The organism is Paenibacillus sp. GYB003, from assembly GCF_036577625.1.
Taxonomy (GTDB): Bacteria; Bacillota; Bacilli; order Paenibacillales; family NBRC-103111; genus Paenibacillus_AB.
Genome location: NZ_JARBDC010000008.1, coordinates 39210 through 52827, shown reverse-complemented (window position 1 = coordinate 52827; position 13618 = coordinate 39210). Strand labels below are relative to the sequence as shown.

The window sequence follows — 13618 nt, the reverse complement described above, 5'->3', positions numbered from 1 at the left end:
ACAAGAACGGAGGAATAGCCATGAATTTCATGACGACGGCGAGCGGTTCGCTGCTCGAACGTTTTTATCCGGCGGGCTGGGATATGGCGAAGCTCGACCGCTGCTGCGACCATCCGCCCGAGGCGATCGGCGAGCGGCAGCCGTTCTGGCACCCGGAATTCGCCCCGATTGCCTGCGACAACGTATACGACTTCGATACGATGCTCGGGCACGAAATCGCCTTGAACATACGGCGGACGAAGGAGGCGGGACGCAAGCTGGCGCTCATTTTGCCGGTCGGGCCGATGGGGATGTACAAGTGGGCCGTCTATTTCCTGAAGCAGTGGAATACGGACTGCTCCCACGTCTACGGCTTCAATATGGACGAATGGAGCGACGCGGACGGCCATACGCTCGAGCCGACCAACCCGGGGGCGTTCCAATACGCGATGGAGCAAGCGTTTTACGGGCCGCTCGGGACGCTTACGGTGCCGCCGGAGCAGCGCAATTTCGCGACGAAAACGAATTTGCCGGCATACGCCGCCAAAATCGCCGAGCTGAAGGCGGGAGGCGCCGAGCTGATCACCGTGTTCGGCATCGGGCGGATGCTGCATATCGCGTTCTGGGAGCCCCATTTCGCCGCGGAATACGACAGCGAAGCGGCATGGCGCGGGGAAACGCACCGGATCGGCGCGCAGCTGCATCCGCTGACGATCGAGCAGAACGCCATCACCAGCTTCAAAAGCCGGACGACGCTCGTTCCGTGCCGTGCCAATACGATCGGCCCGGGACTGTTCCTGCAATCCGACCGGATCATCGGCGGCTGCGACGGAGCGCTCGGACGCGGCATGCAGTGGCAGGGCATGTCGCTCTGGATCACGCTCAGGCACGGTCCGGACATGTGGCTTCCTTCGACGTATATGCCGACGCTGCCGGGCAAGCTGTTTTTTTTGCGGGAATTGGCCGGCCCGCTCGTGGCGGAGGTCAATTAGAGGGGACGATTCGCCGCCCCTTTCCGTACGGGCGAAGGCGGTCGGAATAGAAAGCGCGAAATACCTTCATAATACCACTATGGAGGTGTTTGCGTTGTCGACTTCTAAATGGAAGCGGGCCGCAATCGCGCTGGCAATCGTATCGACCTTCGCGACGGCCGCATGGATGGCGCCCAAAGTCGTCTCATCGTTCAGCGATCAGACGTTTTCGTACGGAGCGAGCGGCTCCGACGTGTACGAGCTTCAAGGACGACTGCAGTTTTTGGATTACTACCGGGGGCCGATCGACGGCGAATTCGGCTGGCAGACGGACCGGGCCGTTCGCGATTTCCAGTATAAGTTCGGTATGACGGTGGACGGCGTCGTCGGACCGAAAACGAAGCTGATGCTTTGGAACGCGACGAAAAGCTGGGCTCCCGGCGCAGGCGTTGGCGCCGGCGGAGGCGGCGGAGGAGGAACGACGGGCGGCGGAGGGCTGCCTTCCGGCAATTCCGCCTTCGGCAGCAGCGAGATGAAGCTGATGGCCAACGCCGTGCACGGGGAAGCGCGTGGCGAGCCGTACGTCGGGCAGGTGGCCGTTGCGGCGGTCATTATCAACCGGGTGCAAAGCCCTTCGTTTCCGAATACCGTTTCGGGCGTCATTTTTCAGCCGGGGGCGTTTACGGCCGTCGCCGACGGCCAAATTTGGCTGACGCCGAACGAAACGTCGTACAATGCGGCGCAGGATGCGGTGAACGGCTGGGATCCGTCGGGCGAAGCGCTGTACTACTTCAATCCGGAAACGGCGACTTCGGCGTGGATTTGGACGCGTCCGCAAATCAAGCAAATCGGCAAACATATTTTTTGCAAATAGCGGAAGCCGCCGCAAAATGATGTGGCACATATAACGAAATTTCGAAATGTAATACACACTAATGAGTATAAATGATACAATATAAAGAGAGGTGAGCTTGGGTCAAAGGGGAGAGGTACCGGTGGAAAGAGAATTGGCGCTGGAAGTCGTCCGCGTCACCGAAACGGCCGCCCTGTCGGCGGCGCAGTGGATGGGGAGAGGCAAGAAGAACGAAGCGGACGCCGCGGCGACGACGGCGATGCGCATGATGTTCGATACGGTTTCGATCAAAGGAACGGTCGTAATCGGCGAAGGGGAAATGGACGAGGCGCCGATGCTGTACATCGGCGAGCAAGTCGGCAGCATGAACGGGCCCGAGGTCGACGTCGCGGTCGATCCGCTGGAAGGAACGAACATCGTCGCCCGCGGGCTCGACAACGCGATATCGGTGCTGGCGATCGCGAACAAAGGGCGGCTGCTGCACGCGCCGGACATGTACATGGAGAAGCTGGCGGTCGGTCCGCAGCTTGCCGGGAAAGTCGATATGCTCGCCCCGCTCGAAGAGACGCTGGCGATCGCGGCGAAGACGCTGTGCAAAAATTTGAGCGAGCTGACGGTCATGATGCTCGACCGCGAACGCCACGAATCGATCGTGCGGACGCTTCGAAAGGTCGGCGTGCGCATCAAGTTCATTACGGACGGCGATGTGGCGGGGGCGATCGCGCCGGCGATGCCGGAGAGCGGCATCGATCTGTTCATCGGCTCCGGCGGCGCTCCCGAAGGCGTGCTGGCGGCCGCCGCGCTCAAATGTTTGGGCGGCGAGCTGCAAGGCCGCCTGATGCCGGGCAATGCGAACGAATATCGCCGCTGCGTCGAAATGGGGCTGCAGGATCCGTACCGGGTGCTGACGATGGAAGATATGGTCGGGCGCGAGGACGTCATCTTCGCCGCCACGGGCGTAACGTCCGGCAGCTTCCTGCAAGGGGTGCAATATTTGCCCGGCGACCGCGCGGAAACGCATTCGCTCGTCATGCGGGCGCATACGCGCACGGTTCGCCACATTCGCGCCCTTCATTATTTGCCGAACAAGCATATCGTGAAAATCGCCGCGGAAGGGAAGTAACCGCTCTTTCCGCATCCGCAGCATGAAGTGAAGAAGAAGCCCCCGCTTGAATAGCGAGGGCTTCTTCTTCTTTTCTGCATTGTTATCATTTGGCCAAATCTTCGATCGACGTAATGTCCATGTAGTTTGGAACGACCAGTCCGGTTTTCGTTCCTTTCAGGTTCGGACCGAGATTGTCGACTTTGTCTTTGTACTTGTTCAAATAGTCCTCGTGCGTCGTCGGCAGCCAAGCGGCGACCATCGCATCCGTGTCGCCTCCGGCGACCCCGGCCCACATCGGACCGGCTTCGACCTGCAGGGCGGTCACTTTGTAGCCGAGCTTGCTTTCGAGAACGGCTTTGACCACGTTCGTGCTGGCGATTTCCGAGTCCCACGCGACATAGCCGAGCTTGAGCGACTTTCCGTCCGCCTTGGCGACGCCTTCCGTCCATTTGTCGACTTTCGCCTGGTTGGCGTTGATCCAGTCCTGGGCCGCCTGCTCCGGCTTTTTGCCGTCCTGGATCGCGCTCATGACGGCGGCCATGTCGTCGGCGGTCCATTCGAACCGGTCCAATACCGTATAAGCGGACGGATGGTCGTCCTTCAGCCCTTTGCGCGCGACCGTATGAATTTGTTCCTCGCCGCCGAACGATTGCTTCGGATCGTCCAAATATTTCAGCTCGTATTTGGCGAACATCCAGTGCGGCGTCCAGCCGGTGACGATGATCGGCTTTTTGTCGCGGATCGCCTTGTCGAGCGCCGCGGTCATCGCCGCGCCCGAGCCTTCGACGAGCTTCCAGTCCTTCAACCCGTAATCGGCGATCGCCTTGTTCGCCGATTTCATAATGCCGGCGCCCGGATCGATTCCGATAATTTGCCGGCCGACCTGCTCGGCGACCGGTTTCGTTCCGCCGCCCGCTCCGGGCGCGCCGCCGGCGTTTCCTTCCGGCGTCGACGCGTTGCTCGAGCAGCCCGCGAGCACGGCGGTCAGCGTCAAAGCGGCAAGCAGCGTTCGTTTCGTTTTCATAAACATCATAAGGTGGCAGTCTCCTTTACTTGTTCGATTTCGATTTCATCATGCGCTGGGTAAACCGGTCCAGCACAATGGCGACAATGACGACCGCGAGGCCCGCTTCGAACCCTTCGCCGATTTTGATCTGCGTCACGGCGCGGTAGACCGAAGCTCCGACACCCTGTGCGCCGATCATCGAAGCGATGACGACCATCGACAGCGACAGCATGATCGTCTGGTTGACACCGGCCATGATCGTCGGCCACGCGAGCGGCAGCTCGACCTTCACCAGCTTCTGCCCCGGCGTCGAGCCGAAGGCGTCGGCCGCCTCGCCGAGCTCGGCCGGCACTTGCCGGATGCCGAGATGCGTCAGCCGAATCGTCGGCGGCACGGCGAAAATGACCGAGGCGATGACGCCCGGCACGACGCCGAGTCCGAAAAACATGACCGCCGGGATCAAATAGACGAAGGCCGGCATCGTCTGCATGAAATCGAGCACCGGCGTAATCGTCTGCGCCGCGGCTTTGCTTCTCGAGCATAGAATGCCGAGCGGGATGCCGAACACGATCGAGATGAACGCCGACGACAGCACGAGCGCCAGCGTATCCATCGTCTCGTCCCAGAAGCCGAGATTGACGATCAGCAGCAGACCGATCGCCGAAAACAGCGCGAGCGGCCACCTTCCGAGCTTGAATCCGATCGCCGCCAGCAAAACGATGACGACGTAAAACGGGGCGATGTGAAGCGCCCACGAGAACGCGTCGACCAGACCGGTTATGACGGATGAGAGAAGTTCGAAAAATCCGGACATATGGTCCGACAGCCAGTCGACGATCGATTCGATGAAGACATCAAGCGGTAGTTTCGGGAACATGGGCGTTCGCCTCCTTTCCCGGTATTTGCCCGGCGAGCGCTCCGAGAACCGCGCCCCGCACGATCACCCCGACGAGCCGTCCCGCCTCGTTCACGACGGCGACGGGCACTTTCGACGTCCCGCACACCTCGAACAAATCGTTCAATACCGTTTGCGGCGAAACGGTCGGCACGTCGCGGTTGACGATGTCGTCCAGCGTCTTGTTCGAGCGCACCGCTTCCGCCGCATCGTCCGCGGAAATGACGCCGAGCAGCGTTTGCGACCGGTCGACGACGAACAGGTTCGAAATGCCCCGCTCGCGCATGAACTGCAGGGCGACGCGCGGTCCCCGGTCGGGACCGATCGTTTCCGGCCGCCTCATGACGTGTTCGGCGGTCAGCACCTTCGACAAGTCCGCGTCTTCGACGAACCGTTCGACGTATTCGTTCGCCGGGTGGATCATGATTTGCTCCGGCGTGCCGACCTGCACGACGGCTCCGTCCCGCATAAGCGCGATTTTGTCGCCGATTCGCAGCGCTTCGTCCAAATCGTGCGTAATGAAGACGATCGTTTTTTTCATTTTCAGCTGCAGCTCGAGCAGTTCGTCCTGCATGCTCCGGCGGATGAGCGGATCGAGCGCGCTGAACGCCTCGTCCATGAGCAGCACTTCGGGTTCGTTCGCCAGCGCCCGGGCGAGACCGACCCGCTGCTGCATGCCGCCGCTCAGCTCATCCGGCATTTTGTCCGCCCAAGCGGAGAGACCGACGAGCTCGAGCGCCTTCAGCGCCTTCTCGCGCCGTTCCTTCTTCGGTACGCCTTGAATTTCCAAGCCGAATTCGACGTTGGACAGGACGTTCCGGTGCGGGAGCAGGGCGAACTTCTGGAATACCATGCCGATCGTTTTGCGGCGCAGCTCGCGAAGCTCGCCCGGATTCAGCTTCGTAATATTTTGCCCACGTACGAAAATTTCGCCCGCCGACGGCTCGATAAGACGGTTCAGCATGCGCACCAGCGTCGATTTTCCGCTGCCGGACAGCCCCATGATGACGAAAATTTCGCCTTCGCCGATGTCCAGACTGACCCGATTGACGGCGAGCACGAGCTGCTTCTCTTTAGCCAGCTTCTCCTTCGTCCAGCCTTCCTCCAGCAGTCCGAGCGATTGCTGCGAATGCGGGCCGAACAGCTTGCTGACTTGCTTGAGCTCGATGATAGCCATGCGAGCACCCCCTTATTCGATTGTGTATTCACGTCTGCGTGAAGCTTACTTGTATATTGTAACCATAAACCGTACAGAATTACAACATAAAAAACTTTACGTATCGAACGTACAGAAAAAACTGTACGAAGTTTACGACGGTATGCTCGGTTATTCTCCGCCATCCTGCCCGATCCGTTCCTTTACTTTGTGAAACGCATCTCATACAATACAAATAGAACGATGGGAGGCCGAAGACGATGCAACCGTTTGACGGGTTGTCCGAACAGCAAATCGATACGATCCAGAAAGCCCGGAAACGCATAATCGAGGCGATCGGCAAAAATATGGATTTATACGGAGTGACGCAATCGGTCGGTCACTTATACGGCATGCTGTTTTTCTCGGAGAAACCGATGACGCTGGATGAGATGGGTAAAGAAATGGAAATGAGCAAGACGAGCATGAGCACCGGCGTTCGGATGCTGCTCGATCTGAAGATGGTCCATAAAGTTTGGGAGAAAGGCGCGCGCAAAGATTTGTACGAAGCGGAGCCGGACTGGCACCAAACGTTTACCGATTATTTCGCCATCGAATGGCGGCGGGCGATCGAAGCGAACGTGACCGCCCTGAACCGGTCGGCCGGCGAGCTGAGGCGGCTGCAGGAGGCGGAAGCCGGCGACGAGAAGCTGAACGCCGTATTGTCCCGCGATTTGGCCAAAATCGAAGGCGCCCTGCGCTATTACGACTGGCTCGACCGATTGATCGACACGTTCGAATCCGGGCAAATTTACGATTTCGTTCCGAAGGACAAGTCTTGACGATCCGAATATAGCAGGCAGCCATAGAAGCTGCGAGCAGCGCTCCCGAGCGGAGAAGACAGCGAACGCGTTGTCGTTTCCCGCGGCCGGGAGCGTTTTTGCGTCTGAGCAAGCCCGCATTCGGACGACGGCGGGGGGCCCGTCTGGTAAAAATCCGTTCGGGCTGGTAAACTGGAATGGAAACGATCACAAACGAACTGGAACGAACGAATGAAAAAATGGCGGCCATCGCCGGTCGAGCCTGTGGCGTTGGCGTTTATGCAGGAGGATACGCATGTTTGCGGAAGAACGGTATTTGCGCATAATGGAGCTGGTCAATCGGGACGGGAAAGCGACGGTCGCGGAGCTTAGCGACGCGCTCGGCGTATCGCCGGTAACGGTGCGGCGGGATTTGGAAAAGCTCGAGGAGAAGGAGCTGCTGCTTCGGACGCACGGGGGAGCGATGGCGCTCCATTCCCGGGTAAGCGAGGTCGCCCACGAGAAATCGTTCTCCGAGAAGGAGGAGGCGCTCGTCGCCGAGAAGGAGCGGATCGCCGAGGCGGCGGCGAAGCTGGTGAACGACGAGGACGCGGTGCTGCTGACGGCCGGGACGACCAACATGATGCTGGCCAAAAAGCTCGCCGGCAAACGCGGGCTCAAGGTGGTGACGAACGCCGCCAATATCGCCGTGCAAATCGGCAATTCCGCCGATTTCGAAGTGATTTTGATCGGGGGCAAGCTGCGCCCGAAATCGTTCGCGCTCGTCGGCCCGCTCGCCGAAAGCGCGCTCGGCAGCATCCGGGTCGACAAGCTGTTTCTGGGTGTCGACGGCTTCGATTTGCGGGAGGGACTGACGACGCCGAATTTGTCCGAGGCGAATATGGACCGCAACATGATTTCGATCGCCAAAGAGGTGATCGTCGTCGCCGACCACAGCAAGTTCGGCAAAGTGTTTTTTTCCCACGTGGCGCCGCTTTCGGTCGTTCATACGGTCGTGACGGACGACGGGCTGGACGCGCGGACGTGCGACCGGATTCGCGACCTCGGCATTCAACTCATCGTTACTTAGCCTCGCTGTTCGCACGAAGACTCCGCATGTTTTCGCAAAAATAAATTGTCACCGGATGGTCGATCGGCTACAATAGAAAAAGAAACAAAACGAAACGAAATAGTCGGAAAAGAAACACCATCCGCGGGAGGAATCACTCATGCCATTAGTATCGTCGACCCCTATGCTGCAAGCCGCCCGAGCCGGCGGATATTGTATCGGCGCGTTCAACGTGCATACGCTGGAGATGCTTCAGGCGGTCGTGGAAGCGGCCGTCGAGACGGAATCTCCGCTTATCATTCAGTCGACCGTAGGCACGGTCAAACATTTGGGGCCGGACTACATCGCCGCCGCCGCGACGGTAGCCGCCAACGCGAACCGGATTCCGATCGCGCTCCATCTCGACCACTGCACCGAATTCGATTTGATCGTGCGCTGCATCCGCGCCGGCTACACGTCCGTCATGATCGACGCCTCGCATTCCCCGTTCGACGAAAACGTGCGGCAGACGCTGCGCGTCGTCGAAGTGGCGAAGCCGGCCGGCGTGAACGTCGAAGCCGAGCTCGGCAAGGTAGGGGGCGTCGAAGACGAAATCGTCGTGGCCGACAACGAAGCGCTCATGGCCGATCCCGACGAATGCCTGAAGTTCGTCGAGCTGACGGGCGTTCCGACGCTCGCCCCGGCGATCGGTACCGCGCACGGCATTTACAAGGGCGAGCCGAAAATCGATTTCGACCGGATCGGACGAATCGCTTCTTTGGTCGACGTGCCGCTCGTCCTTCACGGCGGATCGGGCATTCCGGAGGAGCAGGTGCGCCGCGCCGTCTCGCTCGGCATGGCGAAGATGAACGTCGCCACGGAGCTGCGCATCGTCTTTTCCGATGCGATCAAGGCGGTATTCGCGCAAAATCCGGACGAGAACGATCCGCGCAAATATATGGTTCCGGCCAAACAAGCGCTGAAGGAAGCGGCGATCGAAAAAATGCGCTTGTGCGGCAGCTTCGGGAAAGCGAACGATTTCCGCTGAGCGCGGACGGCGCTTAATCGGAAGAACGGCCCGCCACCGACTCAGGACGCTATTTATAGAAGAACGATAAAGGATGCGGCGACGAATGGGACTGATTACGACCGTAACATTGAATGCGGCGATCGATAAAACGTACGTGCTCGATTCGTTTCCCCTCGGCAAAGTGTCGCGCGTGGCCGAGATGATCAGCGTGCCCGGCGGGAAAGGAATCAATGTGGCGCGCGTCGCGAAGCAGCTGGGCGGCGCGGTGAAGGCGACCGGCTTCGTCGGCGGCAGCAACGGCGATTTTATCGTGCGCGAATTGACGAGAGCGGGAATCGAGAACGATTTCGTTCGCGTCGAGGGAGAGTCGCGCCTCTGCCTGAACATGATCGATGCGAGCGCGTGGACGTCGACCGAGCTGCTCGAGCCGGGTCCGACGCTGACCGCCTCGCACGTCGAGGCGATGAAGGAGAAGGTGAAGCTTCTGGCCGCGCAATCGGCTATCGTCGCGTTTTCCGGCAGCCTGCCGAAGGGCGTACCCGCAACGCTGTACGCGGAATTGGTCGAAATCGCCAAGGCGCAAGGGGCCGAGGCGTTTCTCGATACGAGCGGCGAGGCGCTCGTCGAAGGCGTCAAAGCGAAGCCGGCTTTCATCAAGCCGAACGAGGACGAGATCGACAAGCTGCTCGGACGGAAGCCGGAGCGGGAGTCGGAGCTGCACGACTGCGTGCGGCGCCTGACGGAGCAAGGCATCGGCTGCGTCGTCGTCACGCTCGGCGCAAGCGGCTCGCTCGCGGGCTGCGGCGGAAAGCTGTACCGCATTCGCGCCCCGCGCATCGACGCGGTCAATCCGGTCGGCAGCGGCGATTCGTTCGTCGCCGGCATGGCCGTCGCACTAGCGGCCGGCGAGCCGATCGAGCGGGCGCTGGCGCTGGCGACCGCTGCCGGGACGGCGAACGCGCTGAACCGTCAAGCCGGCCACGTCGAGCCGGACGATGTGGAGCGTCTGCTGGAGCAGGTTCGCATCGAAACGATCGCATAAAACGAACGGAAAGCCGGTCCAGGACCGGCTTGCTTCGTTTTTCTCCATATATTACGTTTAACTTCTCTTTTTCTTAAAGGAAAAGCATGATAATATGGTGTATAGCGCGATAATGAGATTACGCAAACGAACCAGGGGGGGATTTGCTTTTGCTCAAGAGAATGTTGGTCGGTCTTATCCGCAGTCACGAAGTAACGGGCGACAAAGCAAGAGATCCGGCGCTCAAGACCCGATATTACAAGCTTCCGAAGGACAAGCTTTGGGAGGAAGTCATCTCGCTGCTCAAAAAGCTGCCGAAATATACCCTGCTGCACGAAGTGAAAAACGTCGGGGAAATTGTCGTCACGAAACGAACGATGACTGGACGGACTCAAGATATAACGATAACATTATTCTCCATCAATCCGGTAAAATCGGCGATCGATATTTACTCGGCGTCCCGCGGTTCGCTCGGCGATCTCGGGTCCAACTACAGGACCATTATCGAACTGTTCAAGCTGCTCGACCAAAAGCTCGGAGCGTACAAATCGGACGGCAACTAAAGGCTGCGCACGAAAAATAGCGGCCGGGACTCGCAAATCCCGGACCGCTATTTTGTTGACCGCTCGCTTGAAGCTTCGGCGTATGTAACCGAATCGATCAGGCCAACGCTTTTACCGCTTCGATGGCCGCTTCGTAGTTCGGATGCTCGGTCATTTCGCCTACATATTCGACGTAACGGACCGTATCGTCGGCGTCCACGACGAAGATGGAGCGCATCAGCAGCTGGAATTCCTGAATAAGAACGCCGTACGCTTGTCCGAACGATCTGTTCTTGTAATCGGACAGCGTCTCGACTTTGTCGACGCCGGCCGCGCCGCACCAGCGGGCTTGCGCGAAAGGCAGGTCCACGCTGATCGTCAGGATGACGACGTTGTCGCCGAGCTTGGCCGCTTCTTCGTTGAACCGGCGGGTTTGCTGATCGCATACGCCCGTATCGAGAGACGGAACGACGCTGATCAGCTTGATTTTGCCGGCATAATCGGCCAGCGACACTTCCTGAAGCAAATTTTTATTAACCGTAAAATTTGGAGCTTTGTCGCCGACTTTGATCTGGGGACCGACCAACGTGATCGGATTGCCTTTGAACGTTGCCATGAACAATCATCCTCCTACCAGTCTAAGAAAGTTTTAACAATCACCTTTCTAATTATATCGGAACGGCATAACGATTGTCCAATGGATTGCGGCACGCAAAGCCTCTTTTATGTAGAAACGCCCCCGCAGGGGCGTCCGCAGCCGGTTAAACGTCGTTTCGCTCGCGTCCGCGACCGAACAAGCCGGCAAGACCGATCAAGCCGAGCAGGCCGAGCCAGCTCCAGTTGTTATTATTCGTGCCGTTCGTCGCATTAGCGCGATAGTTGCCGACCGTATAACCGTCGGTTCCGGTGCGCGCGGCGCGAGTCGAATAGCGGTTGGTCGTGCCTCGGTTGCCGTCGGGAGCGGTCGTCGTATCGGTCGTGCCCACCGTGTTGGTCATGCCGTTGGAGGCGGGGTTGTGCATCGATCCGTATACGCCCGGCGTCGTGCCGGAATACGGGGTCGTGGTGCCTGTACCGGTGGTAGTGCCAGTCGTACCGGTCGTTGTGCCCGTCGTTGTCCCGGTCGTCGTCGTCGTATCCTGTGCCATGGCGGGAACGGCGGACAGCGTCAGCGCTGCGGCCAATGCGAGAGAAGCTGCTGCTTTTTTCAAGTCGTCAACTCCTGTTCGGAAGGGATAATGTTATTGCATCGTTATCGTTTGTATATCGGCTCCGAACTATGAATGCCTGTTGTTGCGCGCAGCGGGACAACTTTCCGGTTATTCGCCTCGGTCGGATTCGTTCTCGCGTTCGCGAACGAAAGCTCCGTCGCTCGTGCCGGCCACGTAAGCGTCGTTAGCCTGCTCGTGCGTTTCGGCCAACCCGCGGGCGACCTCGGATGCAGACGCACTGCCGGACGGAGTATACGTCTGTTCGGCGACTTCCTCGGCATGCTCCGTCAAGCTTGCTTTGGCTTCGTTTGCCATATAGTCTTCTCCCCTTTCGGAATAGGGTTCCACCGTGCGCCCGCAATATTCGTCGGCGGCGGAACGATTTGGCTTTGCCGGGTGCTCTGTTGTATGATAATAAAGTTGGTATACGAAATTCCGGGACGCGCGGAGGTACGCCATGCTTTTTTTAAGATACGAAAATTTTCGCCAGTATATCCGGTGGTACCCGATTACGACCGCCATTTTGGCGCTTCAGCTCGTCATGTACGTCTGGATGGAAATCGACGGCAGCACGCGCAGCGACGAGACGCTCATCCGGTTCGGGGCGCTGCTCAACGAGTTTCCGTACTCCGGCGAATATTGGCGCTATTTCGCCTCGATTTTCCTGCACAGCGGCTTCGATCATTTGCTGTTCAACAGCTTCTCGCTGTTCGTGTTCGCTCCGCCCCTCGAGCGGATGCTCGGCAAATGGAAATATGCGCTGTTTTATTTGGGCAGCGGCTTTATCGGCAATTTGGCTACGGCGCTGTTTTACAAGGGCGAAGAGACGATCGTATCCGTCGGCGCCTCGGGGGCGATTTACGGCGTTTTCGCCGCTTATTTGTTCATCTCGCTTTTTTTCCGAAGAGCGCTCGACAAGCAATCTTCGTCCACGATCGTTACGGTCGTCGTCGTCGGTTTCATTTATTCGTTTCTCATTCCGCAAATTAACTTTTACGCGCATATCGGCGGCTTTATCGGCGGGTTTTTGCTGTTTGCGCCATTGCTGCGGCGCCGTTAGCTGAAACGCGCGCGTCGGCGTGCCGGAGGAGGACAAGGTGGAGCTAAGACAACTGCAATATTTCGTGAAAGTGGCGCGCAAGCAGCATGTGACGCAGGCGGCGGAGGAGCTGCACGTGGCGCAGTCGGCTGTCAGCCGGCAAATTCATCAGCTGGAGGAAGAACTGGGGCTGCAGCTGTTCGTGCAGAAAGGGCGCAATTTGCAGCTGACGCCGGTCGGCAAGCTGTTTTTGACCCGGGTCGAGGAGCTGCTGACGGGGCTGGAAAAGGCGGTCGGCGAAATCAAAGAATTTTTGGATCCCGAGCTCGGCGAAATCGGCCTCGGTTTTCCGCACAGTCTCGGCATCAGCTTGATTCCGTCGGTCGTCGCCGATTTCCGCAAAGATCACCCGAACGTCAAGTTCAGGCTGAAAATGGGGACGTTTTCCAGCTTGATTCGCGACGTCATTCGCGGCGAAGTCGATATGGCGTTCATATCGCCCTTTCCGGAAAACAACGAGCACGTCACCGGCGAAATCGTGCTGACGGAGGAGCTCTACGCCATACTGCCGAGCAACCACGTGCTGGCCGATTACCAATCGATCCGGCTGGAGCAGCTGAAGCACGACCAGTTCGTTTTGTTCAGCGAAAATTACTCGCTGCGGACGATCGTCTGGGACGCGTGCCGCAAGGCGGGTTTTACGCCGATCGTCGGCTTCGAGGGGGAAGAGACGGACACGATCCGCGGCCTCGTCGCCGCGGGCATGGGCGTCAGCCTGCTGCCGGAAATGGCGCTCGTCGAAATAAGCCCGCTCATGCCGGTCAAGGTGAAGGTGACGGAGCCGCACGTGACGAGAACGATCGGACTGATCCGCAAGTCGGGACATAAGCTGCCGTTTGTCGCCGAAATGTTCCAGCAGTTTTTGTTCGACTACTTTCGGCTTCGATAAAGTGGAACGAAAAAAGCTTCCGCGCAAAGGCTTG

16 protein-coding genes are annotated in these 13618 nt (G+C 58.9%); 10 read left to right on the top strand and 6 right to left on the bottom strand.

The genetic code is table 11. The features are described 5' to 3' along the window. Positions 1–20: 20 nt before the first annotated feature. From PV407_RS05600 to glpX, 3 genes are all read left to right on the top strand, one after another. A complete protein-coding gene (locus PV407_RS05600; protein ID WP_332088906.1) occupies positions 21–971 on the top strand; it encodes a glucosamine-6-phosphate isomerase in 951 nt (316 codons plus the stop codon). A gap of 166 nt (positions 972–1137) precedes the next feature. Beyond that, positions 1138–1824, top strand: coding sequence for a spore cortex-lytic enzyme (gene sleB / locus PV407_RS05595; RefSeq protein ID WP_332089011.1), 687 nt, complete (start codon positions 1138–1140; stop codon positions 1822–1824). 121 nt (positions 1825–1945) lie between these two features. Beyond that, positions 1946–2926, top strand: a complete 981-nt coding sequence (gene glpX, locus PV407_RS05590; protein WP_332088905.1) for a class II fructose-bisphosphatase — start codon at positions 1946–1948, stop codon at positions 2924–2926. Between the two features lie 85 nt (positions 2927–3011). Here the strand turns inward: glpX and PV407_RS05585 are convergent, their stop codons facing one another. Genes PV407_RS05585 through PV407_RS05575 form a run of 3 tightly spaced genes read right to left on the bottom strand, consistent with a single transcriptional unit; the run spans position 3012 to position 5986 of the window. Beyond that, positions 3012–3932 (bottom strand): glycine betaine ABC transporter substrate-binding protein, encoded by a 921-nt coding sequence (locus PV407_RS05585; RefSeq protein WP_442951630.1) that lies wholly within the window; start codon positions 3930–3932, stop codon positions 3012–3014. Positions 3933–3957: 25 nt separating this feature from the next. After that, positions 3958–4791: an ABC transporter permease gene (locus tag PV407_RS05580; protein WP_332088903.1), complete on the bottom strand. Its 834-nt coding sequence runs from the start codon at positions 4789–4791 to the stop codon at positions 3958–3960. Next, a complete protein-coding gene (locus PV407_RS05575) occupies positions 4769–5986 on the bottom strand; it encodes a quaternary amine ABC transporter ATP-binding protein (protein WP_332088902.1) in 1218 nt (405 codons plus the stop codon). Before PV407_RS05575 ends, PV407_RS05580 begins: the two co-directional genes overlap by 23 nt. A gap of 239 nt (positions 5987–6225) precedes the next feature. On the opposite strand from PV407_RS05575, the gene PV407_RS05570 reads away from it, so the two are divergent. From PV407_RS05570 to PV407_RS05550, 5 genes are all read left to right on the top strand, one after another. After that, positions 6226–6786 (top strand): GbsR/MarR family transcriptional regulator, encoded by a 561-nt coding sequence (locus tag PV407_RS05570; protein ID WP_332088901.1) that lies wholly within the window; start codon positions 6226–6228, stop codon positions 6784–6786. A gap of 274 nt (positions 6787–7060) precedes the next feature. Beyond that, entirely contained in the window at positions 7061–7834 is a 774-nt protein-coding gene (locus PV407_RS05565; protein WP_332088900.1) for a DeoR/GlpR family DNA-binding transcription regulator, read from the top strand. 139 nt (positions 7835–7973) lie between these two features. Beyond that, positions 7974–8840 (top strand): class II fructose-1,6-bisphosphate aldolase, encoded by an 867-nt coding sequence (gene fba, locus PV407_RS05560; RefSeq protein WP_332088899.1) that lies wholly within the window; start codon positions 7974–7976, stop codon positions 8838–8840. A gap of 85 nt (positions 8841–8925) precedes the next feature. Further along, the gene (gene pfkB, locus PV407_RS05555) at positions 8926–9864 is read left to right on the top strand and encodes a 1-phosphofructokinase (protein WP_332088898.1); all 939 of its coding nucleotides are present in this window, start codon (positions 8926–8928) and stop codon (positions 9862–9864) included. 149 nt (positions 9865–10013) lie between these two features. Beyond that, positions 10014–10406, top strand: coding sequence for a DUF1499 domain-containing protein (locus PV407_RS05550; protein WP_332088897.1), 393 nt, complete (start codon positions 10014–10016; stop codon positions 10404–10406). 97 nt (positions 10407–10503) lie between these two features. On the opposite strand, the gene tpx is transcribed toward PV407_RS05550, so the two are convergent. From tpx to PV407_RS05535, 3 genes are all read right to left on the bottom strand, one after another. Beyond that, positions 10504–11001, bottom strand: coding sequence for a thiol peroxidase (gene tpx, locus PV407_RS05545; RefSeq protein WP_332088896.1), 498 nt, complete (start codon positions 10999–11001; stop codon positions 10504–10506). A 145-nt stretch (positions 11002–11146) separates the two neighbouring features. Continuing rightward, positions 11147–11596, bottom strand: a complete 450-nt coding sequence (locus tag PV407_RS05540) for a WGxxGxxG-CTERM domain-containing protein (RefSeq protein ID WP_332088895.1) — start codon at positions 11594–11596, stop codon at positions 11147–11149. A 108-nt stretch (positions 11597–11704) separates the two neighbouring features. After that, entirely contained in the window at positions 11705–11911 is a 207-nt protein-coding gene (locus tag PV407_RS05535; protein ID WP_332088894.1) for a YozQ family protein, read from the bottom strand. 142 nt (positions 11912–12053) lie between these two features. Between PV407_RS05535 and PV407_RS05530 the strand changes: the two genes are divergently transcribed. Together PV407_RS05530 and PV407_RS05525 are read left to right on the top strand one after the other, a co-directional pair. Continuing rightward, positions 12054–12656: a rhomboid family intramembrane serine protease gene (locus tag PV407_RS05530; RefSeq protein ID WP_332088893.1), complete on the top strand. Its 603-nt coding sequence runs from the start codon at positions 12054–12056 to the stop codon at positions 12654–12656. 37 nt (positions 12657–12693) lie between these two features. Continuing rightward, complete coding sequence (locus PV407_RS05525; RefSeq protein ID WP_332088892.1) at positions 12694–13584, top strand: LysR family transcriptional regulator; 891 nt, start codon at positions 12694–12696, stop codon at positions 13582–13584. Positions 13585–13618: the final 34 nt, after the last annotated feature.